The sequence below is a fragment of the Pseudomonas sp. SAS7 genome, from assembly GCF_052112345.1.
GTDB lineage: Bacteria > Pseudomonadota > Gammaproteobacteria > Pseudomonadales > Pseudomonadaceae > Aquipseudomonas > Aquipseudomonas putida_Q.
On record NZ_JBEGGO010000014.1, the window covers coordinates 98,592 to 121,667 of the forward strand.

At 64.6% G+C, this 23,076-nt stretch carries 24 protein-coding genes and 1 tRNA gene; 12 read left to right on the top strand and 13 right to left on the bottom strand.

Going from position 1 to position 23,076, the window contains the following annotated elements; translation table 11 throughout:
- Positions 1–41: 41 nt before the first annotated feature.
- From ribBA to nrdR, 4 genes are read right to left on the bottom strand one after another with little or no spacing between them, the layout of a single operon-like run.
- Positions 42–1,133, bottom strand: coding sequence for a bifunctional 3,4-dihydroxy-2-butanone-4-phosphate synthase/GTP cyclohydrolase II (ribBA, locus tag ABI582_RS21300; RefSeq protein ID WP_019472340.1), 1,092 nt, complete (start codon positions 1,131–1,133; stop codon positions 42–44).
- Between the two features lie 18 nt (positions 1,134–1,151).
- Positions 1,152–1,817: a riboflavin synthase gene (locus ABI582_RS21305; RefSeq protein ID WP_016497780.1), complete on the bottom strand. Its 666-nt coding sequence runs from the start codon at positions 1,815–1,817 to the stop codon at positions 1,152–1,154.
- 42 nt (positions 1,818–1,859) lie between these two features.
- Positions 1,860–2,990, bottom strand: a complete 1,131-nt coding sequence (gene ribD, locus ABI582_RS21310) for a bifunctional diaminohydroxyphosphoribosylaminopyrimidine deaminase/5-amino-6-(5-phosphoribosylamino)uracil reductase RibD (protein WP_019472339.1) — start codon at positions 2,988–2,990, stop codon at positions 1,860–1,862.
- A 2-nt stretch (positions 2,991–2,992) separates the two neighbouring features.
- On the bottom strand, positions 2,993–3,457 hold the full coding sequence (gene nrdR, locus ABI582_RS21315; protein WP_003255402.1) for a transcriptional regulator NrdR: 465 nt from the start codon (positions 3,455–3,457) through the stop codon (positions 2,993–2,995).
- Between the two features lie 107 nt (positions 3,458–3,564).
- Here nrdR and ABI582_RS21320 point away from each other — a divergent pair, with 107 nt between their 5' ends.
- The 3 genes from ABI582_RS21320 to trxA are packed head-to-tail and all read left to right on the top strand — an operon-like array spanning position 3,565 to position 5,581.
- Entirely contained in the window at positions 3,565–4,017 is a 453-nt protein-coding gene (locus ABI582_RS21320) for a YbaY family lipoprotein (protein WP_442120208.1), read from the top strand.
- Complete coding sequence (locus tag ABI582_RS21325) at positions 4,018–4,677, top strand: class I SAM-dependent methyltransferase (RefSeq protein ID WP_019472337.1); 660 nt, start codon at positions 4,018–4,020, stop codon at positions 4,675–4,677. It begins immediately after the preceding gene.
- Positions 4,678–4,708: 31 nt separating this feature from the next.
- Entirely contained in the window at positions 4,709–5,581 is an 873-nt protein-coding gene (gene trxA, locus ABI582_RS21330) for a thioredoxin (protein ID WP_442120209.1), read from the top strand.
- A 144-nt stretch (positions 5,582–5,725) separates the two neighbouring features.
- On the opposite strand, the gene ABI582_RS21335 is transcribed toward trxA, so the two are convergent.
- Complete coding sequence (locus ABI582_RS21335) at positions 5,726–6,070, bottom strand: hypothetical protein (RefSeq protein ID WP_442120210.1); 345 nt, start codon at positions 6,068–6,070, stop codon at positions 5,726–5,728.
- A gap of 130 nt (positions 6,071–6,200) precedes the next feature.
- Between ABI582_RS21335 and ABI582_RS21340 the strand changes: the two genes are divergently transcribed.
- The 5 genes from ABI582_RS21340 (at position 6,201) to ABI582_RS21360 (ending at position 10,184) form a co-directional block, all read left to right on the top strand.
- Positions 6,201–6,776: a DUF2796 domain-containing protein gene (locus tag ABI582_RS21340; protein WP_442120211.1), complete on the top strand. Its 576-nt coding sequence runs from the start codon at positions 6,201–6,203 to the stop codon at positions 6,774–6,776.
- Positions 6,777–7,487, top strand: a complete 711-nt coding sequence (locus tag ABI582_RS21345) for an ABC transporter ATP-binding protein (protein WP_442120212.1) — start codon at positions 6,777–6,779, stop codon at positions 7,485–7,487.
- Entirely contained in the window at positions 7,487–8,752 is a 1,266-nt protein-coding gene (locus tag ABI582_RS21350; RefSeq protein WP_442120213.1) for an ABC transporter permease, read from the top strand. The genes ABI582_RS21345 and ABI582_RS21350 overlap by 1 nt, the downstream gene beginning before the upstream one ends.
- 126 nt (positions 8,753–8,878) lie before the next feature.
- Complete coding sequence (locus tag ABI582_RS21355; RefSeq protein WP_059395824.1) at positions 8,879–9,391, top strand: DUF3299 domain-containing protein; 513 nt, start codon at positions 8,879–8,881, stop codon at positions 9,389–9,391.
- Positions 9,392–9,500: 109 nt separating this feature from the next.
- Complete coding sequence (locus ABI582_RS21360; RefSeq protein ID WP_014589498.1) at positions 9,501–10,184, top strand: OmpW/AlkL family protein; 684 nt, start codon at positions 9,501–9,503, stop codon at positions 10,182–10,184.
- On the opposite strand, the gene ABI582_RS21365 is transcribed toward ABI582_RS21360, so the two are convergent.
- On the bottom strand, positions 10,172–11,377 hold the full coding sequence (locus tag ABI582_RS21365) for an MFS transporter (RefSeq protein ID WP_442120214.1): 1,206 nt from the start codon (positions 11,375–11,377) through the stop codon (positions 10,172–10,174). The two genes, ABI582_RS21360 and ABI582_RS21365, sit on opposite strands and share 13 nt — an antisense overlap.
- A 101-nt stretch (positions 11,378–11,478) precedes the next feature.
- Here ABI582_RS21365 and ABI582_RS21370 point away from each other — a divergent pair, with 101 nt between their 5' ends.
- Positions 11,479–11,922, top strand: coding sequence for a winged helix-turn-helix transcriptional regulator (locus ABI582_RS21370; RefSeq protein ID WP_442120215.1), 444 nt, complete (start codon positions 11,479–11,481; stop codon positions 11,920–11,922).
- Between the two features lie 132 nt (positions 11,923–12,054).
- Here the strand turns inward: ABI582_RS21370 and ABI582_RS21375 are convergent, their stop codons facing one another.
- Together ABI582_RS21375 and ABI582_RS21380 are read right to left on the bottom strand one after the other, a co-directional pair.
- A complete protein-coding gene (locus tag ABI582_RS21375; RefSeq protein ID WP_338745930.1) occupies positions 12,055–12,987 on the bottom strand; it encodes an NAD-dependent epimerase/dehydratase family protein in 933 nt (310 codons plus the stop codon).
- A complete protein-coding gene (locus tag ABI582_RS21380) occupies positions 12,980–13,864 on the bottom strand; it encodes a sugar nucleotide-binding protein (RefSeq protein WP_016497765.1) in 885 nt (294 codons plus the stop codon). Before ABI582_RS21380 ends, ABI582_RS21375 begins: the two co-directional genes overlap by 8 nt.
- Before the next feature lie 227 nt (positions 13,865–14,091).
- Between ABI582_RS21380 and ABI582_RS21385 the strand changes: the two genes are divergently transcribed.
- Positions 14,092–14,937 carry an alpha/beta hydrolase gene (locus tag ABI582_RS21385; RefSeq protein ID WP_442120216.1) on the top strand — a complete coding sequence of 282 codons (846 nt, stop codon included), beginning with the start codon at positions 14,092–14,094 and terminating at the stop codon, positions 14,935–14,937.
- An 11-nt stretch (positions 14,938–14,948) separates the two neighbouring features.
- Here the strand turns inward: ABI582_RS21385 and ABI582_RS21390 are convergent, their stop codons facing one another.
- A complete protein-coding gene (locus tag ABI582_RS21390; RefSeq protein WP_016497761.1) occupies positions 14,949–15,758 on the bottom strand; it encodes a helix-turn-helix domain-containing protein in 810 nt (269 codons plus the stop codon).
- A gap of 178 nt (positions 15,759–15,936) precedes the next feature.
- On the opposite strand from ABI582_RS21390, the gene ABI582_RS21395 reads away from it, so the two are divergent.
- Entirely contained in the window at positions 15,937–17,379 is a 1,443-nt protein-coding gene (locus ABI582_RS21395) for an alanine/glycine:cation symporter family protein (protein ID WP_061202630.1), read from the top strand.
- Positions 17,380–17,451: 72 nt separating this feature from the next.
- Positions 17,452–18,441 (top strand): asparaginase, encoded by a 990-nt coding sequence (locus ABI582_RS21400; RefSeq protein WP_442120217.1) that lies wholly within the window; start codon positions 17,452–17,454, stop codon positions 18,439–18,441.
- Positions 18,442–18,546: 105 nt separating this feature from the next.
- On the opposite strand, the gene ABI582_RS21405 is transcribed toward ABI582_RS21400, so the two are convergent.
- From ABI582_RS21405 to fdhE, 4 genes are all read right to left on the bottom strand, one after another.
- A tRNA-Sec gene (locus tag ABI582_RS21405) sits at positions 18,547–18,642 on the bottom strand.
- Between the two features lie 6 nt (positions 18,643–18,648).
- The gene (selB, locus tag ABI582_RS21410; protein WP_442120228.1) at positions 18,649–20,571 is read right to left on the bottom strand and encodes a selenocysteine-specific translation elongation factor; all 1,923 of its coding nucleotides are present in this window, start codon (positions 20,569–20,571) and stop codon (positions 18,649–18,651) included.
- On the bottom strand, positions 20,568–21,995 hold the full coding sequence (gene selA / locus ABI582_RS21415) for an L-seryl-tRNA(Sec) selenium transferase (protein ID WP_442120218.1): 1,428 nt from the start codon (positions 21,993–21,995) through the stop codon (positions 20,568–20,570). Before selA ends, selB begins: the two co-directional genes overlap by 4 nt.
- 159 nt (positions 21,996–22,154) lie before the next feature.
- A complete protein-coding gene (fdhE, locus tag ABI582_RS21420) occupies positions 22,155–23,075 on the bottom strand; it encodes a formate dehydrogenase accessory protein FdhE (protein WP_442120219.1) in 921 nt (306 codons plus the stop codon).
- Position 23,076 lies beyond the last annotated feature (1 nt).

The window sequence follows — 23,076 nt, forward strand, 5'->3', positions numbered from 1 at the left end:
GGGGTCTGGACTCGAGCAGAGGGCGTCAATGCCGCCTCAAGTCACTCGGAGGGCACGTATTCTACAACTTCCAGATCGAATCCGGATATCGCGTTGAACTTCATCGGCGAACTCATCAGGCGCATCTTGCGCACACCAAGGTCGCGCAGGATCTGCGAACCGGCGCCCACCGTGCTGTAAGTGGTCGGTGCCTTGGTCGGCGCGTCGCCCGCGCTTTCGCGGATGTGCGCCAGCAGCACGTCGCCGTCCAGCGGGTGGCCCAGCAGCAATACCACGCCGCTGCCGGCCTCGGCCACGGCGGCCATGGCAGCACGCAGGCTCCAGCGGCCTGGCTGCTTGACCAGCAGCAGGTCGCGCAGCGGGTCCATGTTGTGCACACGTACCAGGGTCGGCTCTTCGGCGCAGATCTTGCCCAGGGTCAGGGCCAGGTGCACGTCGCCTTCCACCGCGTCGCGGTAGGTGACCAGGTTGAACTCGCCCAGCTCGCTCTCCACCGGCTGCTCGGATACACGCTGCACGGTGCGCTCGTGAATCATGCGGTAGTGGATCAGGTCGGCGATGGTGCCGATCTTCAGGCCGTGCTCGGCGGCGAACACTTCCAGCTCGGCGCGGCGCGACATGGTGCCGTCGTCGTTCATCACTTCGCAGATCACGCCGCTTGGCTCGAAACCGGCCATGCGCGCCAGGTCGCAGGCAGCTTCGGTGTGGCCGGCGCGGGCCAGGGTACCGCCGGGCTGGGCCATCAGCGGGAAGATGTGGCCTGGGCTGACGATGTCTTCGGCCTTGGCATCCTTGGCGGCAGCGGCCTGCACGGTGCGTGCACGGTCGGCGGCGGAGATGCCGGTGGTGACGCCTTCGGCGGCTTCGATCGACACGGTGAACTTGGTGCCGAAGCCCGAGCCGTTGCGCGGCGCCATCAGCGGCAGCTTCAGCGTTTCGCAACGCTCACGGGTCATCGGCATGCAGATCAGGCCACGGGCGTGCTTGGCCATGAAGTTGATGTGCTCGGGCAGGCAGCATTCGGCTGCCATGATGATGTCGCCTTCGTTCTCGCGGTCTTCGTCATCCATGAGGATGACCATTTTGCCCTGGCGGATGTCTTCGACCAGTTCTTCGATGCTGTTGAGCGCCACGCGGCACCCCCTTCTCAATCAGGATTTCAAGAAGCCGTTGGCGGCCAGGAAGCTTTCGGTAATGCCACTGCCCTTGCTCGGTTCGGCAGCCTTGTCACCCAGCAGCAAGCGCTCCAGATAACGGGCCAGCAGGTCGACCTCAAGGTTTACCCGACGCCCTGCGCGGTAGTCGGCCATGATGGTTTCGGACAGGGTGTGCGGGACAATGGTCAGCTCGAACTCGGCGCCATTGACCTCATTGACCGTCAGGCTGGTGCCGTCGACGGTGATCGAACCCTTGTGGGCGATATACTTGGCCAGCTCCTTGGGTGCACGCACACGGAACTGGATGGCGCGGGCGTTATCGCTGCGCGAGATGATTTCGCCGACGCCGTCGACATGGCCGCTGACCAGGTGCCCACCCAGGCGGGTGGTGGGGGTCAGGGCCTTTTCCAGGTTGACCTTGCTGCCGCTCTTGAGGTCGATGAACGCGGTGCGTTTGAGGGTTTCGACGCTGACGTCGGCCCAGAAGCCATTGCCCGGCAGTTCGACGGCGGTCAGGCATACCCCGTTGACGGCGATGCTGTCGCCGAGCTTGACGTCGCCCAGGTCGAGCTTGCCGGTTTCGACGTAGACGCGCACATCGCCACCCTTGGGGGTGAGGCTGCGGATGGTGCCGATGGATTCGATGATGCCGGTAAACATGGGGTCTTCCTCAAAAACGGTTTGCACGGGGCAAGCCCGGCATTATACGCCGGGTGCCGGCAGGGGGATGGCTGTGACCCGCCAGTCATCGCCCACTGCGCGCATTTCGGTAATTTTCAATCGCGGCGCTTCACTCATCTTGTCCAGCGGCCAGTCCAGCAACGGGCGGGCCTGGGAGCCGAGGAAGGTGCCGGCAACGAACAGCTGATATTCGTCCACCAGGCCTTGCCGGGCAAAGGCACCGACCAGGCCGGCACCGGCTTCCAGCAGGATTTCGTTGACGCCTCGGGCCGCCAGGGCCTGCAGCAGCGCCGGCAGGTCGACCTGGCCATTGTCACCTGGCAGGCTCAACAATTCGTGGCCGGCAGCGGCATAGCGTGGGTCATCTGCGACAGCGGTCACCACCAGTGCCGGGCCGGCCTGGAAGAACGGCGCATCCAGCGGCAGGCGCAGGCGGCCATCGACCAGTACGCGCAGCGGCGTACGGCTGAGAGCCAGGGCTGTGGTTTCGGCATCCAGGCCCAGCTCGGTGCCACGCACGGTCATGCGGGCGTTGTCGGCCAGCACGCTGGCAGCGCTGGTCAGCACCACGCTGGAGCGGGCGCGCAGGCGCTGTACCGCCGAACGGGCAGCCGGGCCGGTAATCCACTGGCTTTCGCCACTGGCCATCGCGGTGCGGCCGTCCAGGCTCATGGCCAACTTGGCGCGCACGAACGGCAGGCCAGTTTCCATGCGTTTGAGAAAACCCGGGTTGAGTGCGCGGGCCTCGGCTTCGAGCACGCCACTGGCCACCTCGATACCGGCCTCGGCGAGGCGACGCAGGCCTTGCCCCGCCACTTGCGGGTTAGGGTCCTGCATGGCTGCCACCACCCGCGCCACACCGGCCTTGACCAGCGCCTCGGCACACGGTGGCGTGCGCCCATGGTGGCTGCACGGTTCAAGGGTAACGTAGGCACAGGCGCCACGGGCACGCTCACCGGCCTGGCGCAGGGCATGCACTTCGGCATGCGGCTCGCCGGCGCGCACGTGCCAGCCTTCGCCGACCACTTCGCCATCGCGCACGATCACGCAGCCAACGCGCGGATTCGGGTGGGTGGTGTACAGGCCCTTGCGCGCCAGCTCCAGCGCGCGGGCCATGTAGTGGGCGTCAAGGATGGCGGCTTGGCTGGGCATGTTCACTCTTTGGCCGGCTCACGGGCCAGGCGGTCGATTTCTTCGCGGAACTCGTCCAGGTCCTGGAAGCGTCGGTACACCGAGGCAAAGCGGATATAGGCCACTTCGTCGAGCTTGCGCAGCTCGGCCATGACCATTTCACCCACCACCAGCGATTTGACTTCGCGCTCGCCAGTGGCACGCAGGCGGCTCTTGATGTGGGCCAGCGCCGCTTCCAGGCGCTCGACGCTGACCGGGCGCTTTTCCAGCGCCCGTTGCATGCCGGCGCGCAGCTTTTCTTCGTCGAAAGGCTGGCGCGTGCCGTCCTGCTTGATCAGCCGGGGCAGCACCAGCTCGGCGGTTTCGAAAGTGGTAAAGCGCTCGCCACAGGCCACGCATTCGCGGCGGCGGCGCACCTGCTCGCCCTCGGCAACGAGGCGAGAGTCGATGACCTTGGTGTCGTTGGCACCGCAAAAGGGACAGTGCATGGTGGCAGGCAACAAAAAAAGGGAGGGCCATGGTAGCGCATTGCACTGGCAAGACAAGCCAAAGGGGTTAACATCCATGGGAAATCTGCCCGTTAAGGACTCCCCCCATGCACTACCGAGCGCTCGTCGTGCTGTGCTGCGCCGCCCTGCTCGCCGCTTGCGGCAGCGACAGGCCGAAGACCGATACGCCCCCGGCGCCCACGCCAACCCGCTCGGCCAAGCCGGCCGAAGTATTGGGCCCGTTGCCGGCCTACCAGCGCGAACTGAGCGGCACCTTGCTGGAAATCCCGGCCGGTGCCGACGTGGAACTGGCCTTGCTGGTCATCGACGAACGCGACCGCCCGCAACGCCTGCTGGCCAGCAGCAACCTGACCGGCACCGGCCAGGCCCTGCCCTACCACCTGCGCTTCAACCCCGAAGCCTTCCCGGCCGGCGCGCGGGTCGAGCTACGTGGCCGCGCCAGCAGTTCCGGCCAGCTGATCATGCACCTGCCCCCCGTGCGCATTACCCAAGCCCAGACCCAGGCCACCGGCCCGCTGCGTTTCGAGAAGGCGCCGTAAGTGGCGCCGCTGGCCCTGCAGCAGGCCCTCAGCGGCCTGATCGGCGAAGCGCGCCTGATCGTCAGCGAGCTGCCCGGCTGTGACCTGAAGCTGTGGTTGATCGACGACCAGAACATGGACCGCGCCTTCAGCAGCGACGAAACCCGGCGCATTCTTGAAGAGCCGCCCTACTGGAGCTTTTGCTGGGCCAGTGGCCTGGCCATGGCCCGCTACCTGGCCGAGCGCCCGGAATGGGTGGCCGGCAAGCGCGTGCTGGACTTTGGCGCCGGCTCCGGTATCGCCGGCATTGCCGCAGCGCGCGCCGGGGCACTGGAAGTGGTGGCCTGCGACCTCGACCCGCTGGCCCTCGATGCGTGCCGGGCCAACGCCGCGCTGAACGGGGTAGAGCTGAGTTACAGCAGCGACTTCTTTGCCGAGGACGACCGCTTCGACCTGATCCTGGTCGCCGATGTGCTGTACGACCGCGCCAACCTGCCGCTGCTGGATGCCTTCCTCGGCCGCGGCCGCCAGGCGCTGGTGGCGGACTCGCGGGTACGCGACTTCAGCCACCCGCTGTACCAGCAGTTGGGCGTGCTCGAAGCGCTGACCCTGCCGGACCTGGCCGAGCCACACGAATTCCGCAGGGTCAGCCTGTACCACGCCAGCCGCGACGCCTTATAGTGGTGCCATTCACGAGTTTGCGAGAGTCGCGATGACCCAAGACACGCCTTACATTTTCGACGCTACCGATGCCAACTTCCAGCAACTGGTAATCGAGAACTCCTTCCACAAGCCGGTGCTGGTGGACTTCTGGGCCGAGTGGTGCGCACCCTGCAAGGCACTGATGCCGTTGCTGGCCAAGATCGCCGAGGGTTACCAGGGCGAGCTGCTGCTGGCCAAGATCAACTGCGACGTGGAGCAACAGGTGGTTGCCCAGTTCGGTATCCGCAGCCTGCCGACCGTGGTGCTGTTCAAGGACGGCCAGCCGGTGGACGGTTTTGCCGGGGCTCAGCCGGAATCGGCGATTCGCGCCATGCTCGAGCCGCACGTGCAGATGCCCGCCGCCCCCACCGCTTCGCCACTGGAGCAGGCCAAGGCGCTGTTTGCCGAAAGCCGCTTTGCCGAAGCCGAAGCGCTGTTGCAGGCGCTGCTGGGTGAAGACAACAGCAATGCCGAGGCGCTGATTCTGTACGCCCGCTGCCTGGCCGAACGTGGTGAGTTGGGCGAAGCCCAGGTGGTGCTGGATGCGGTGAAGACCGACGAGCACAAAGCTGCGCTGGCCGGTGCCAAGGCCCAGCTGACCTTCCTGCGTCAGGCGGCCAGCCTGCCGGAAGTGGCCGACCTGAAAACCCGCCTGGCGCAGAACCCGCAAGACGATGAAGCGGCTTACCAACTGAGCATCCAGCAACTGGCGCGCCAGCAGTACGAGGCGGCGCTGGATGGGCTGCTGAAACTGTTCCAGCGTAACCGTGGCTACGAGAACGGCTTGCCGCAGAAGGCGATGCTGCAGGTGTTCGAGTTGCTGGGGGGGGATCACCCGCTGGTGGGCGTTTATCGCCGCAAGCTGTCGGCGGCGATGTTCTGAGAATGCCGGGGGCCGCTTTGCGGCCCATTCGCAGCACAAGGCTGCTCCTACAGGGACCGTACGAAACCCACGGCCACCTGATCCTTGTAGGAGCAGCCTTGTGCTGCGAACGGGCTGCAAAGCAGCCCCAAATTCCTGGTCCTTTCACCCAACCCAGTGATAGACCGGCGAGTCCACGCCACTTTCCACCTTCACCTCACTGCTGTGCCGCAAGCGCACCAGCAGCCGTTTGCCCGCAGCCGTGCTCCCCGTCAGCCCTTCCAGCTGGTCCAGCAACTCCGGCCCGCTCATCTGCCCGGCAAGGCGCAGCACATCACGCGCTGCGGTCCATTGCCCGTCATCCTGGCGCGGTGCCGCAACAGTAGACGTCGCAGCCCCCTGCGCCGCCACAGGCACCTCGATTTGCCTACCCAGTTGCGCCCACTCTTCAGGCGCCAGCTCGATGGTCAGGTCCACCGGCCAGTCACCAATCTGTCCACGAATTCTCATGATGCATTCCTTGAGCCCAGGTCAATGCAACCATGCTACCGCAACATGAAACCTTAGCCACGCAGGCTGGCGGCGCGCAGAAAAGTTGTTATAACATAACCCAATCTTCCAGCCCGCCCCGGAGTCGTCCATGCGTCGCCTGCTGCTCGCCCTGCCCTTCGCCTTGCTGCCACTGGCCGTGGCCCATGCCCACGATGACGACCATGATCATGACCACGCCCACGGCACGCTCGGCGCCCACGAGCATGGCGTGGCCAAGCTCAACGTCGTGCTTGATGACAACACCCTGGAGCTGGAGCTGGACAGCCCGGCAATGAACCTGGTGGGCTTCGAGCATGCCGCCAGCAGCGATGCCGACAAGGCCAAGGTCGCTGCCGTGCGCCAGCAACTCGAACAACCACTGAAGCTGTTCGGCCTTTCTGCAGCAGCAAACTGCAAAGAGGAGCAGCAGGAGCTGGAAAGCCCGCTGTTCGGTGATGCCGCGAAAGCTGACGACGATGATGAGCACGCGCATGGCCACCAGCACAGCGACATCGGCGCCCATTACCAGCTGACCTGCGCCAACCCCGACAAACTGGCACAGGTGGACCTGGCGCCCCTGTTCAATGCCTTCCCGGCCACCCAGAAAATCAACGTGCAACTGATCGGCCCTAACGGCCAGAAAGGCGTGGAAACCACGCCGGCCAAGGCAGCGGTCGCCTTCTGAATGAGCCAGCCGTTGATCGAACTGCATGACCTGGTATTCGCGTGGCCAGGTCAGCCACCGTTGCTGGATATTCCGGCATTCCACCTGGACGCCGGTGAAGCCCTGTTCCTCAAGGGCCCCAGCGGCAGTGGCAAGACCACCTTGCTCGGCCTGCTGGGCGGGGTGACCGTGCCGGCCCAGGGCCGCATCCAGTTGCTCGGGCAGGACCTCGGCAAATTAGGCCAGGGCGCCCGCGACCGCTTTCGGGTCGATCACACAGGCTACATTTTCCAGCAGTTCAACCTGCTGCCATTCCTCTCGGTACGTGAAAACGTCGAGCTGCCCTGCTACTTCTCGCGCAGCCGCAAGGCCCGCGCCGAACAGCGCCATGGCAGTGTCGACCAGGCGGCCGGCACGCTGCTGGCCCACCTGGGCCTGGACGACCCCGCCCTGCTCGCCCGCCGCGCCGACAGCCTGTCGATCGGCCAGCAACAGCGGGTCGCCGCCGCACGCGCCCTGATCGGCCAGCCAGAACTGGTGATTGCCGACGAACCGACCTCGGCGCTGGATGCCGACACACGCGAAGCGTTCATCCGCCTACTGTTCGATGAATGCCGCGCCGCCGGTGCCAGCCTGCTGTTCGTCAGCCACGACCAGAGCCTGGCGCCACTGTTCGACCGTCACCTTTCCCTGGCCGACCTCAACCGCGCCGCCAAGCCCCGGGAGGCCTGATGTACCTGCTCCGCCTTGCCCTGGCCAGCCTGGCCAACCGCCGCTTCACCGCCTTGCTCACCGCCTTCGCCATCGCCCTGTCAGTGTGCCTGCTGCTGGCGGTAGAACGTGTTCGCACAGAAGCGCGCGCCAGCTTCGCCAGCACCATCAGCGGCACCGACCTGATCGTCGGCGCCCGCTCCGGTTCGGTGAACCTGCTGCTGTATTCGGTGTTCCGCATTGGCAACGCCACCAATAACATCCGCTGGGACAGCTTCCAGCACTATGCACAGGACCCGCGCGTGAAGTGGGCGATCCCGATCTCGCTGGGCGATTCGCACCGCGGCTACAGGGTGATGGGCACCACGACGGATTACTTCAGCCATTACCAGTACGGCCGCCGCCAGCATCTGCAACTGAGCCAGGGGCGTGAGTTTGCCAGCGACCCGTTCGAGGTGGTGCTCGGCGCTGAAGTGGCCGAGGCGTTGCACTACAAGCTGGGTGACAAGCTGGTGCTGGCCCACGGCGTGGCAGCCATCAGCCTGGTCAAGCACGACGACAAGCCGTTCACCGTGGTCGGTGTGCTCAAGCGCACCGGCACACCGGTCGACCGCACGCTGCATATCGGCCTGGGCGGTATGGAGGCCATCCATATCGACTGGCACAACGGCGTCCCGGCCCGAGGCGCCGGGCGCATCAGCGCCGACCAGGCACGAACGATGGACCTGCAACCTGCCGCCATTACCGCGTTCATGCTGGGCCTGAACAACAAGATCGCGACCTTCAGCCTGCAGCGCGAGATCAACGAGTACCGCAACGAGCCGTTGCTGGCGATCCTGCCAGGTGTGGCCCTGCAAGAGCTGTGGAGCCTGATGGGCACGGCGGAACAAGCGTTGTTCGTGGTGTCGCTGTTCGTGGTGCTGACCGGCTTGATCGGCATGCTGACGGCGATTCTCACCAGCCTCAACGAGCGCCGCCGGGAGATGGCGATCCTGCGTTCGGTCGGGGCCAGGCCGTGGCATATCGCGGGGCTGCTGGTACTGGAGGCGCTGTCACTGGCGGCGGTCGGGATCGTGGCCGGGCTTGGCTTGCTGTATGCGGGGATTGCCCTGGCGCAGGGGTACGTGCAGGCCAACTATGGCTTGTATCTGCCACTGGCCCTGCCGAGTGCTCATGAATGGACCTTGCTGGCTATCATCCTGGGGGCGGCGTTGCTGATGGGCAGCGTGCCGGCGTGGCGGGCCTATCGGCAGTCGCTGGCCGATGGCCTGTCCATACACCTCTGAGTGCGCGTAATGATCAGACACCTCACCGCCTGCTTCGCGGGCACGCCCGCTCCCACAGGGAGCCCCGCAGGCTTCGAACCTTGTGCAGGACCTGTGGGAGCGGGCATGCCCGCGAAGAGGCCGGCAATGCGCATGCTGCTGACCCTGCTGTTGCTGGTAGCAATGCCGCTATGGGCCGCCGAACCCAAGGAGCTGGACTGGCCGGCCCTGATCCCCGAAGGCGCCCCGGTCATCCCACCACAATTGGCGCCGCTGCATGACATGTCACAGCTCAGCAACGCCCTGTCTGCCGAGTCCGCGCCCGCCGCGCGCCAGCAAGCCCCCGATGCCCCAGTGGTGAAGGGCCTCGACGGCCAGCAGGTCAAGCTGCCGGGCTACATCGTGCCGCTGGAGGTAAGCGAAGAAGGCCGCACCACCGAGTTCCTGCTGGTCCCTTACTACGGGGCGTGCATCCACGTGCCGCCGCCACCGTCGAACCAGATCGTGCATATTTTCAGCGAGATGGGCGTGCGCGTCGAAGACCTCTACCAACCCTACTGGATCGAGGGAAAGATGCAGGTTAGAGCCTCCAGCAGCGAACTGGCCGACGCCGGCTACCAGATGGAAGCCGAGAAAATCTACGTTTATGAGCTGAGATGAGAACTGTTTCGAATTCGTGAAGACGCTTCTTTGAGCTGGGTCAAACTTTCTGTTTAACCACCTCCGTACCATTGGACTACTCGATTAATAACGTCCTTTGGGAGCTTCCATGAACAAGTCCTTGCTCGGCGCCTCGCTTGTGGCCCTTGCGCTCGCCGCCCCTGCCGCCCACGCCTATCAGGCGGGGGACATGATCCTGCGCGCAGGCGCCATCACCACTGCCCCGAACGAGAGCAGCGGCGACCTGAAGTTCGACGGCAACAAGGTGTCGGGCACCAAAGCGACCCTGGACAGCGACACCCAGCTGGGCCTGACCTTTGCCTACATGCTCACCGACCACATTGGCCTGGAGCTGCTGGCAGCCACCCCGTTCAAGCACACCGTCGGCGTAAAAGGCCTGGGCGGCGGGCTGGACGGCAAGCTGGCCGACATCAAGCAACTGCCACCGACCCTGTCGCTGCAGTACTACCCGATGGAGCCGAATTCGCGCTTCCAGCCGTACGCCGGCGTGGGTATCAACTACACCCTGTTCTTCGACGAAGACCTGAGCAGCGCACGCAAGCAACAAGGCTTCAGCAACCTCAAGCTGCAGGATTCGGTAGGTATTGCCGGCCAACTGGGCATGGACTACATGCTGACCGACAACCTGCTGGTCAACGCCTCGGTCTGGTACGTCGACATCGACACCAAAGCCAGCGTCAACGGCCCGACCGCGCTTGGCTATAGCAAGACCAAGGTCGACGTCGACGTCGACCCGTGGGTGTACATGGTCGGCCTTGGCTACAAGTTCTGACCTGAACACTGCAGGGCGGCTTCGGCCGCCCTCGTGCGTTGCAGCCATAGCCAGTAACCCAGCGCGGCCGCGCTGATGGCCATGCCAAGCCCACACACCGCAGCCCACCCCCAATGGGCATGCACCCAACTCGCAAGCACCGCCCCCAGCCCGCTGCCAAGCGAATAGCAGCACATGTAGGCGCCGATCAAGCGGCTGGCCATCGCGCCACGCCCGGCCAGCAACAGGCTCTGGCTGGTGACATGCACCGCCTGCACGGCAAAGTCCAGCATCAGCACACCTAGCACAAAGGCCATCAGCGACTGCCCGACAAAAGCTGTGGGCAACCACGACAGCGTCAGCAGCGCCAGCGCCAGCCCGGTGGTGCGCTCTCCCAGCCCCTGGTCGGCCAAGCGACCGGCGCGCGCAGCCGCCAACGTCCCCGCAACACCTGCCAGGCCGAACAGGCCAATCTCGGTATGGCTCAACGCCAATGGCGCAGCGCTGAGGGGCATGACCATGGCACTCCACAGCACGCTGAACGCAGCAAAGATCAACACGCCAAACACGCCGCGCTGGCGCAGCAGCCTGTCTTCCCGATACAAACGCAACTGGGCCACGATCAGCGCCCGGTAACCCGGCCGGTGTACGAGCGGCTGCCCGCCGGGCAAGCTGCGCCACAGCACCAGGGCCACCAGCATCAGCAGCCCTGCGGCAACCAGATACACACTGCGCCAACCGGCCAAGTCGGCAAGCCCACCTGCCACCAGGCGCGCCAATAGAATCCCCAGTACCACGCCACTGGTGACGGTGCCCACGGCCTGCCCCTGCTCACCGGGTGAAGCCAGGCTGGCCGCATGCGCCACCATTATCTGCACCATGACGGCCATCAGCCCGGTGATGGCCAAGGCCAGCAGCAACATCGCCCAGTTGGGCGCCATGCCGACGCCGACCAGCGCCAGGGCCGAAAACAGCAACTGGCCCAGCAACAGGCGTTTGCGGTCGATCAGGTCCCCCAGTGGCACGATCAACAGCAGCCCCAGGGCATAACCTGCCTGGGTCACGCCGACTACCCAGCCAATTTGCTGCTGCGCCACACCCAGGTCGGCGGCCATCGATTCAAGCAAAGGTTGGGCGAAGTACACCGTCGCCACCGCCATGGCGCTGGTGATGGCAAGCAGCAGAGTTATCCCGCGTGTCAGCGCAGATGTCATCGGTCAGGCCTCGTCAATCTGGTTTCGATTTGAAACCACTTCTGGCTATTTAACAAATGTGGTTTTAATCTGCAACCAGATAACCAGGAAAGGCCCACCCCATGCTCGATGAAAACAATGCGCAATGCCCCGTGGCCCGAGCCCTGGGGGTATTGGGTGATCGCTGGGCACTGATGATTCTGCGCGATGCCTTCGATGGCCTGCGGCGGTTCAGTGAGTTTCAGAAGAACCTGGGGCTGGCGAAGAACATCCTCGCCTCACGGCTCAAGCTGCTGGTGGAAAGCGGGTTGCTGATGACACAGCCGGCGTCGGATGGCAGTGCCTACAAGGAATATGTGCTGACCGAAAAAGGGCTGTCGGTGTTTCCGGTAGTGGTTGGCTTGAGGCAGTGGGGGGAGCGATACCTGTTTGAAGCGGGGGAAGCGCGTTCTGAATTGGTGGAGGGTGTTACGGGGCAGGCGCTTGAGACTTTGCAGGTGCGGGCTATGGATGGGCGGGTACTGGGGGCCGAGGATTGCCTGCGCAGGGTTGTGCGGCATGGGTAATTTTCAGGGCTGCTGCGCAGCCCATCGCGACACAAGGCCGCTCCTACAGTGACCGCAAGTCCATTGGCTTTACACTGTCGTTGTAGGAGCGGCCTTGTGCCGCGAAAGGGCCGCAAAGCGGCCCCAGCGCTATCAGCTTTTACCCAGTAGCCGCGCCAGACCTTCAACCATCGGCGTCGCCTGCGGAAACTCGAACCGCGCCAGCAACCGCTGGTTGTCCGCCCGCGAATGGCGAATGTCACCGGCACGCGCCGCCACATGCGTGATCGCCGGCAAGCTGCCCACCACCTTCTCCAGCGCCACCAACAACTGGTTCAGCGAGGTGGCCTGGTTGAGGCCGATGTTCACCGCCCCCTCCTCGACCTGCGGCTGCTCCAGTGCCTGCACCATCACCTGCACCAGGTCGCCCACGTAGAGGAAATCGCGGGTCTGCTCGCCATCGCCGAAGATGGTGATCGGCAAGCCCTGCACTGCGCGCTCGCAGAAGATGCTGATTACCCCGGAATACGGCGAGGACGGGTCCTGGCGTGGCCCGAAGATATTGAAGAAGCGGAACACCACCGGCTCCAGGCCATGCTGACGGCGGTAGAAGTCCAGATACTGCTCACTGGCCAGCTTGTCCACGGCGTAGGGCGTCAGCGGCGCCTTGGGCGTGTCCTCGGCAATCGATTCACCCTCGCCATTGTTGCCGTACACCGCCGCACTGGAGGCGAACAGCACCCGGCGCAGACCATGCACGCGCATGGCTTCGCACACGTTGAGGGTGCCAATGAAGTTGCTCTGGTGGGTACGCACCGGGTCTTCGACCGAGGCCTGCACCGAGGCCACCGCCGCCAGGTGCACCACGGCACTGCAGCCTGCCGCAGCCTGCGTGACCAGCCCGGCGTCGGCGACATCGCCTTCAATCAGCTCTAGCCGTGGGTGGTCAACCTGCAGGTTGCTGCGCCGGCCGGTGGAGAAGTCGTCGAGAATGCGTACGGCGTAGCCTTTGTCCAACAACGCATCGCACAGGTGGGAGCCAATGAAGCCGGCACCGCCGGTGATCAGGATGGGGGCGTCAGCCATGGCGGTAGAACCGGTCCAGTAGAGGCGGCAGGCCGGCGCGCCAGGCGCGCGGCTTGATGCCGAAGGTATGAAGGATTTTCTTGCAGGCCAGTACAGCGTTCTGCGGCTCTTCGCTGGCATCCGGCCGTGCGGCATGGGCCTGCGGTGTCGGCGCCTGCACCGCCAGTTGGCGGTATTGGCCTGCTTCGGTAAGGATAGCCTGGCCCAGCGCCAGCGGCGTGGTCGCCTCGTTGCCGGCGTAATGGTAAGTGCCCCACAGCGGCGCACTGCAATCGAGCTGCTTGAGCACCGACAGAATCACCCGTGCGGCATCGTCGACCGGTGTCGGGTTACCGCGCCGGTCATCGGCCAGTAGCAGCTCTTGCGGCTGCTCTGCACGGGTCAGGAAGCGGCCCAGCGAGCCGTCGATGCTTTCGTCGAGCAACCAGCCGAAGCGCAGCAGCACATGCTGCGGGCAGGTTGCTCGCACACTCTGCTCGATGCGCCACAACGCCTGGCCACGCAGGCCAAGCGGTACCGGCTCGTCCTTTTCGCTGTAGGCGGTGGCCCGCGAACCATCGAATACCCGGTAGCTGGATGGCTGCACCAGGGTGATCTGGTGGTGCTGGCACAGCTCTGCCAGCCGCTCCACTGCCCGCTCCTGTTGAGCCAGGCGTTGCTCGCTGACCGACTCGGCCTGGAACCAGTCGAAGTAATAGGCCAGGTTGACCAAGGCGTCGGGGCGGTGATCGTCGAGCAACTGAGTGAGGTTGGCCGGCGTCCAGCCGTTCTCGGGCGGGCGCGGTGCCAGGAAAGCAATGTCCTCCTCGGCCCCAAGACGAATCAGCGCTTGCCCGAGGGCATTGCCACCACCCAACAGCATTAGGCGCATACGCATAGAGTCAGCAGATCCGAGAGGTTGATGAAGGAAAGGGGCCATTTTGCGGTTTCCGGGCGGGGAAGTCCAACGCAGGGCCCGGTGAATGCCATGGACGGATTTGCTGATGCTGATTACCGTCTGCTTCACCTGCCCTCAATGTCGAACGTACAGCCGCGCAAGGGGGAGATCTCGACTAGCCTCTTTTGCGTGACAATAGCGCCAATCATGGCTTTTCAGAGCCCATCATGCACTTGCAAACTGGCACCCAGCAGCGCCTGAAATGGCAATTCGACGAGCCGGCCCCGGGCAAAGAGCTGTTCATCGACGAACAATTCGGAAGCTACCAGCAACAGGCCCGGTTGCTTGTACCTGATACCGAGCGCGCAGCGCCGGCATTGGTGCTGGGTGGCGCGCGCTCGGACTTTACCCGGCTCAACCCACTGCTCTATCGCTTGCAAGCCGCTGGCATCGGGTCGCTCACCGGCAATCTTTCTGGTCACAGCCTCGCCAGCGAGCCAGGCGCAGTGGCACCGTCACTGGCTACCAACCTCGAAGAGGCACAGCGGTTTCATACGCATATCGCACCTCGATGCCGAACACTGATCGGCCACAGCCTGGGCGCGGCAATCACGCTGAAACTTGCAGCACGGTTGCCGCAAGTGGACAGGATCGTGTTGATCTGCCCAGCGGTTTATCCAGATGATGCCCACCGGGCGCCGTTTGGCCCGGCATTCACCACAGCCATCAGCAAACCCTACGGCTTTCTGGACAGCGACAGCTACGCCTTCCTCAAGCAGTTCCAAGGCAGAGTGCTGATGGTGATTGGCGAGTATGACGGGCTCAACTCACAACGATTCGGCAAAGGCCCAGGGACCAGTGCAGGTAGCCTGTGGCTGGCCGGTGCCAAGCGCTACAGCCCGATTCCTGAAGAAGTTACCCAGGCCCTGATGCAATCAGTTCCAGCAGCGCATTTGCAATGCCTGTTTCTTACCGACTGCGACCATGGCATCGCTTCCCACTTACGCAGTACGCCAGCCATTGCGGATCAGGTTGCCAGCGCCGTGGCGGAATTCATCCTCGAAGACGCCTGACTTGTTGAGCATTACTCGATCTCGAACAAACTGTTGCGCAACGGCCCCACACTCAACCTCTCACGCACATCATCATCTATACGTGGGTCATCCGGCCGGTACAGTTTTACCTGACGATAAGCATTGATGCGATTGATCTCCTCGCCCAGGTACTCCCACACCACCCGGGTGCAGGCCGGGTTGCGCCGGTCGCCGCTGGAGACCCCGGCCTTGAGGCCGTTCAGGCGGGTGATGCGGCTTTTGAAGCTGGGGATGAGAATGGTCTGGCTCATTTCGTTGAAGGTGAGCGACTCGTAGTCGATGAGGAACACCCGGTCCTGCAGCTGAAACGCCGCGCCCAGGTAGCGGCAGCGCACCTCGGCATGCTGGTCCGTGGCACTGGAACGCTCCTGGCGCTCCTGGCGCTCGAACAGGAAACGGCCGCGCTCCTCCCACAGGTGCACCAGCGACACCAGGATCGTGCCCGGCACCGACATGCAGTTGGAATACTCGAAGTAGTAACCGCAATAGCGCGACAGGTTGCCCGCATGATCATGCAGCGGGCGGAACAGTTCGCTGATCGGATCGCTGGGCTGCTCGGCCAGGGTCGACACCCGTGCGCCGATCAGCCGGGCGAACTGCTCGGCCGGCAGGTTCAGTTCGTAATCCTCGACCCCGAAGAAATCACCAATGCGCTTGAGGTTGAAAGCCGTCGGACGGCTCTGACCGCTCAGGTACTTGTTGAACTGCGCGCGGTTGATCGAGAGCTGCCGGCAGACTTCGGAGATAGAGCGGTAGTGGCTGCAGGCCAGTTTGAGGTTGGTGGCGAAATGATCGCTCATGTGCGGAACCCAGGTGACGCGAATGACGCCATTGTAGCATCAACTAGCATCAAATCAGAGCAACCCGCGAAATTGTAACGACTCTTGTCATGGCCAACCATTCGCCCCAACGAATAGCGGTGCGCCTGCCGTCCGCTGGTCATTCCACACGAAGAATAAGAATCGAGGTCATTTTCCAATGCTCGAAGTACTCAACGATTTCCTTTCGGGGAAACTCCTCATCGTGCTGATCGTAGGGCTGGGTAGCTACTTCACTATCCGTTCGCGTTTCGTTCAGTTCCGCCATTTCGGCCACATGTTCACCGTTTTCAAGGAATCGCTGCGTGGCCAGGCAGGCCAGCTGAGCTCCTTCCAGGCCCTGATGCTGAGCCTGGCCGGCCGCGTTGGCGCCGGTAACATTGCCGGTGTCGGTATCGCCGTGACCCTGGGTGGCCCGGGCGCCGTGTTCTGGATGTGGGTCACCGCACTGGTGGGCATGTCCAGCAGCTTCTTCGAATGCACCCTGGCCCAGGTCTACAAGCGCGCCGACGGCGACGGCCTGTACCGTGGCGGCCCGGCCTACTACATCCAGCATGGCCTGAAGCGCAAAAGCATGGCCATCGTGTTCTCGATCCTGCTGCTGGTCACCTACGGCTTCGCCTTCATCGGCCTGCAGTCGTACACCGTCACCCACTCGCTGCAGAACGCCTTTGACTTTGCCCCTAGCCAGACCGGTATCGTCCTGGCAGTGCTGCTGGCCATCACCTTCATCGGCGGCATCAAGCGCATCGCCGCGGTGTCGGACCTGCTGGTACCGATCAAGACCCTGGCCTACATCGGCGTGACCCTGTACGTGATCGGCACACAGATCGAACACGTGCCGGCCATGCTGGAAACCATCTTCAAGAGCGCCTTCGGCCTCGACCCGGCGTTTGGCGGCCTGCTGGGCAGCGCCATCGTCATGGGTGTGAAGCGTGGTGTGTTCGCCAACGAAGCCGGCCTGGGCAGTGCGCCGAACGTCGCCGCCGTGGCAGCCGTGAAACACCCGGGCGCCCAAGGCGTGGTCCAGGCCTTCAGTGTGTTCCTCGATACCTTCGTGATCTGCACCTGCACCGCGCTGCTGATCCTGCTGTCGGGCTTCTACACCCCGGGCTTCGAGGGTGACGGCATTGTCCTGACCCAGAACTCGCTGGCCGCCGTGGTCGGTGACTGGGGCCGTGTGTTCGTCAGCGTGGCGCTGTCGCTGTTCGTGTTCACCTGCATCCTCTACAACTACTACCTGGGCGAGAACAGCCTGCAGTTCCTCACCCGTAACCGCGTGGTGCTGATGGTGTTCCGTGGCCTGGTGCTGGCACTGGTGGTGTGGGGCTCGATGCAAGACCTGTCGACCGTGTTCGCCTTCGCCGACATCACCATGACCTGCCTGGCTTTCGTCAACCTGGTGGCCCTGGCCCTGCTGTTCAAGGTCGGCCTGCGCGTGATGCGCGACTACGACGACCAGCGCAAAGCCGGTATCGGCCAGCCTGTGTTCGACTCGAGCAAGTTCGCCGACCTGGACCTGGACCGCAATGCCTGGCCTGCCAACCCACAGGTGGAAACAGCCGCTGACAAAGCAGCCGTCCAGGCTCAGCCGCAGCGCTGATATCCTCCCCTGCCCAGCCGCCCCTTCCGCGGGCGGCTTTTCTTTCTCGGCTCACCGCTACGGATGTTTTCCATGCGTGCAGTAAAGAATCTTCTCGTTCTCTATACCGGTGGCACCATCGGCATGCTCGAAACCCCCGAGGGCCTGGCGCCAGCCGGTGGCTTCGAAGCGCGGATGCGCGAACACTTCGCCCACATGGCCGATGCGCCACAGCTGCAATGGACCCTGCAGGAACTGAACCCGCTGCTCGACAGCGCCAACATGCAGCAACACAACTGGCTGGCGATGCGCGATGCCATCGTCGAAGCCGTGGATGTGGCAGGCCATGATGGCGTGCTGGTGCTGCACGGCACCGACAGCATGGCTTACAGCGCCGCGGCGTTGTCGTTTTTGCTGCTGGGCCTGCCAGTACCGGTGCTGCTGACCGGCTCGATGCTGCCGGCAGGTGCCGCAGACAGCGATGCCTGGGCCAACCTGTGCGGTGCGCTGCGCCAGTTCGAACAAGGGCTGGAGAATGGCGTGCAGCTGTACTTCCACGATCAGCTGCTGCATGGCTGCCGGGCGTCGAAGCTGCGCAGCGAGGCGTTCGATGCCTTTGCTGCGTTGCCGCGCCATCGCGACGGCGAGCGGGCCGGGGCGATTCCCGCCGAGCTCGGCTACAAGCACCCGCGCCAGCCGGTCAACCTGGCGATAGTGCCGGTGTTCCCCGGGCTGCAAGCCGGGCACTTGCAGGCCTTGGTCGACAGTGGTGTGCAGGGTTTGCTGCTGGAGTGCTACGGCAGCGGTACCGGGCCGTCGGATGACCAGGCGCTGCTGAATGTGCTGCGTGCGGCGCGCCAGCGTGGCGTGATGTTGGCAGCGATCAGCCAGTGCCCTGAGGGTTCGGTGGTGTTCGATACCTATGCGGCGGGTAACCGCTTGCGTGGGGCTGGGCTGGTCAGTGGCGGTGGCATGACCCGTGAGGCGGCGCTTGGCAAGATGGTTGCGCTGCTGGGGGCGGGGCTGGATGTGGATACCGCAGAACAGTGGTTTGCCCTGGATCTGTGTGGGGAGCGGGCTTAGGCTTCACCTTCAGGGCCTCTTCGCGGGTGAACCCGCTCCCACAGGTACCGTGCAAGTCCCAAGAGCTGTGAAGCGCCCCGTAGAGCCTCGACAGGCGAATGAAAATGGCGGAAGGCAGCGGGAGTCGAACCTGCCCGGGAACGGCTGCCGTCCCCAACCGGGTTTGAAGCCCGGCCGCGCCACCGGGCGCGATTGCCTTCCTTGAACTCAGTGCCTGGCCTGTTGCTGGGCCAGGGCGCTGTCGGCGCGGATGTGACGCTGGTCGGCCACCCTCCGGGTCAGGCCGATGCGGTCGAAATATTCCAGAATCTGCACACTGCGCTTGCGACCGATGCCCAACATATCGCGAAACGCGGCCACCTGCACTATCGGCGTTTCGCTGGCCTGCCCCAGCAACAGCTCTGCCATGCGCTGTAGCGTCGCCTCGGGGTAGAACAGGTCACGCACCACCTGGTGCACCACACCAAGCCTAGCCAGCTTGCGCAGCAGCAGGCGCACTTCGGCTTCGGCGCAATTCTCCTCAGTTGCCAGCGTCCTGACCCAGGGCGGATCGTATTGCCCCTCCAGCAACTTCGGCTGCAAGCGCGCCCACAACGCACTGTCGGCTTCGCTCAACTGCACCTTGTGATCGGGCAAATGCAGCCAAGGCCCGCTGCTGGCGATGGCGCCGTCATCGAGCAGTTTATCCAGCAGGCTGACGAAAGCCGGCCGCTCCACCGGCAAGGCCGCAAAGCGACGCAGGCGGTCACGGTCCGGGCCCAGCTGGTCAGGCTCTTGCTCATGAAAACGCGCCAAGTGCTCCAGCACCTGTTGCTTCAGCGCCTGCCACTGGGCGTTGGCGAACAGCAGCTGGCCCTGCCGCGTGGCCACCACCAATACCCCTTCTGGCAACTGCCAGGTCGCGCGCGGTCGATTGAACTGCCGTTCAAGCCGCTGGGGGTCGAGGCCACCGGGAGCGCTGGCGAGCAGTGCCGGCAGGGCCTGTTCCAGGTCCTCGGCATCCCGCAGCACCTGCAACTGGCGCAGGCGCTCATCGCTGCGGCGCTGTCGGCTTGGTGCGAATGGGTCCAATACCTTGCCGCCCCCCAAGGTGCGCTGGGCACGCTGGTCACGCAGCACCAGGCGATCGCCGTGCACGGCCTGCAACGGCGCATTGAGCAGCAACTGGGCGAACATGCGCTGCCCCGCTGCCAGCGACTCACCTTCGAGCAAGGCCACCCGGGCCGTTACATCCTGGGTGCCGAGGTGCACGTGTACAGCGCTGAAATGTTCAAACGCGCGGGGCTCGCCCGGCAGCAGGTTCAGCTCGATATCCACCCGCACGCTGGGCGCATACAGCCACTCGGGCACCAGCCAGTCACCCCGATGCACCTGCTCCATCGCCAGCCGTTCGGCCGTGATATTCAACGCCACTCGCTGGCCTGCCTCGGCCACCAGCGCGGCCTGGTTCTGCGCATGCAGGCCACGCACCCGCACCGGTTTGCCGACCTTGCCCAGCAACAAGGTGTCGCCGGCACTGACCCGCCCGGCCAGCGCCGTGCCCGTGACCACCACGCCGGCACCGGTAACCGCGAAAGCGCGGTCGACGGCCAGGCGAAAACCTCCGCTATCGCTGCGTTGCCGCACCGCGGCTTCGGCCTCCAGCAATGCCTTACGCAGTGCAGCTATGCCTTCCCCGCTGATGCTAGACAATGGAAACTGCTGCGCCCCGGCATACGGCCCGGATGCCAGCAGTTCGCTGACTTGCAGCTGAACCTCGGCCACGCGCGCCGGCTCGACCCGGTCGCATTTGCTGATCGCCACCAAGGCCTGGGGAATGCCCAACAGCTCGATGATCGCCAGGTGCTCGCGGGTCTGCGGCATGACCCCGTCGTCGGCAGCCACCACCAACAACACCAGGTCGATACCGTGGGCACCGGCCAGCATGTTGTGGATAAAACGCTCGTGGCCCGGCACGTCGATGAAGCCAGTCAGCGGTGCACCTTCGGCCAACGCCGCGTAGCGGTACCCCAGGTCGATGGTCATGCCGCGGGCACGTTCCTCCTGACGCTGGTCGCCGGCCTGCCCGGTCAACGCCTGCAGCAGTGCGGTCTTGCCATGGTCGATATGGCCGGCGGTACCGACGATCACTGCACCGGCCCCAGCTGCAGGGCGGGTAACTGCGCCAGCCACTGGGCTTCTTCATCCAGTTGGCGCAGGTCCAGCCACAGGGCGTCGTCATCGATACGGCCGAGCACCGGTACCGGCAGGCCACGCAGTGCCCGCTCCAGCACATGCAGGCTGCGGCCTCGCAACTTCTTCGACACCTGCGGGCGCAGGCACAGGGCTGCACTGGGCAGGCGCGCCACCGGCTGGCTGCCACTGCCGATCATGCCCAGCGCGGGCTCCACGCTGACAGCCCATTGCTCGCCGAGGTGAGCCTTTAGCCCAGGGGCCAGACGCTCGGCCTGGGCCTGTATCTCGGCCTGGCTGCGGGTCAACAGACGCAGGCTGGGCAGGCGCTCGGCCAGGCGGTCGGGGTTACGGTACAGCGCCAGCACCGCTTCGAGTGCAGCGAGGGTGATCTTGTCGACGCGCAGCGCACGCTTGAGCGGGTTTTTCTTGATCCTGGCAATCAAGTCCTTGCGACCGACGATGATCCCGGCTTGCGGCCCGCCCAGCAGTTTGTCGCCACTGAAGGTGACGATATCGGCCCCGTCGGCCAGCGCCTGGCGCACCGTCGGCTCGGCGGGCAAGCCCCAGCGGGTAAGGTCTAGCAGGCTGCCACTGCCCAGGTCTTCAAGCAGCGGCAGCTCATGTTGGTGGGCGATGCGCGCCAGCTCGGCCGTGGGCACCTGGGTGGTGAAGCCCTGGATGCTGTAGTTGCTGCAATGCACGCGCATCAGCAGGCCGGTACGTGGGCCGATGGCAGCTTCGTAGTCGCGGGCGTGGGTGCGGTTGGTGGTGCCGATCTCGTGCAGTTTCACACCGGCCCGGGCCATGATGTCGGGGATACGAAAGGCACCGCCGATCTCGATCAGCTCGCCGCGGGAGATGATGCCCTCCTTGCGCGCGCCCAGGCTGTTGAGCGCCAGCAGCACAGCGGCGGCATTGTTGTTGACTACGGTGACGGCTTCGGCGCCGGTCAACTCGCGGATCAAACCTTCGATCAAATCGTCACGGTCGCCGCGCTTACCGGTAGCCAGGTCGAATTCCAGATTGAGGGGATAGCGGGCGGCGGTTTGCATGGCCTCGATCGCTTCTTCGGGCAACAGGGCGCGACCGAGGTTGGTGTGCAGTACGGTGCCGGTGAGGTTGAACACGCGGCGGACCTGGCTGCGCTGCTGAACGGCCAGGCGTTCGCCGGTGCGGCCCAAGAGGATTTCGGGGGCCAGTTCGGCGGGGGTGAGTTCACCGTTGCGGGCGGGGGCGCGCAGGTCGTCGAGCAACTGGCGCAGGGTGGCCAGGACCGCGTCGCGGCCGTGGCGGTCGATCAGTGCGAGGCCGGCCGAATGGCGCAGGAGGGTGTCGATGGAAGGCAGGCGTGGGGTGTCGCTGGCGAGGCTTGAAGACATGCGGTACTACCTTGGCTAATCCGGTGTCTGTACTGGCCTCTTCGCGGGTGAACCCGCTCCCACAGGTTCCGCGCTGCATTCAAGGCTTGCGCAGTACCTGTGGGAGCGGGTTTACCCGCGAAGCAGGCAACTCGGTGGTTCAGTGTAGACACTCACCCACTACCCGGGGGCGAACATCAGATTCGGTGCCAGGCGATGAAAGCCATCCTCGTCCAGGCGCATATCCAGCGCCAGGCTGGCCAGGTCGTCGGCCAGCGGCTCGGCCGCCGCGTCGTTTTCCAGATAATTCTGCTTCAGGTACGTATTGCACCCGGGGCAGCACTCCGCACGCAGCGGCGCCTTGCCCGGCGCATGGCGTTCATCCTCAAGACTGGTGTAGCGCAAGTCCTTGCTCGACTCGCAGTACACGCACTTCACCCGCACCACATGCCATTCACAGGCACACAGCGAACACGCCAGATAGCGCAGGCCATTGTGCTTGCCGCGGTTACGCACCACCCCGGCCATTGCCGGTGAACCGCACGCCGGACACTGGGCCAGGCTACCGGCGGGTTTGAGCTCCGGCGCCGGCAGCGCCAGCAACCAACTGGACCAGGCCGCTTGCAACGCAGCGCCCAGAAACGGCACCAATGCCGCAGGCACCGCGTCGTACTGGCCCGCCAGCAAGGCGATGCCCCAGCCCTTGCGCTGATGGTCATCACTGCTGCGCAGCACCTGTAATGCTTCACCCAACGGGCCGCCTGTAGCGCCGCTGCAGTGCTCCAGCAGGGCCTGCAACCAGACAAGCCAAGGCCCTTCACGCACCAGGCTGTCGGCCGCCAGCGGCGGCAAGCCATGACTTATGCACAGGCGTTGACGCTCCTCGGCCACCGGCATGCCACTGGGTGGGTTATCCACCAGCTGCTGCTGGATGCGGCACAACTGCGCGATCAGCTGCAGATAGTCGCCAAGGGCATTGCCATCGGCCAGTTGCTCAAGGCGCGCAGCGCGCAGTTCGAACAGATTGGCGGGGGGCAGATGCAAGAACGGCGGCGCTACTGCCGACGCTTCGATCTGCCCGGGTTCAAGTATCGTGCTCAAG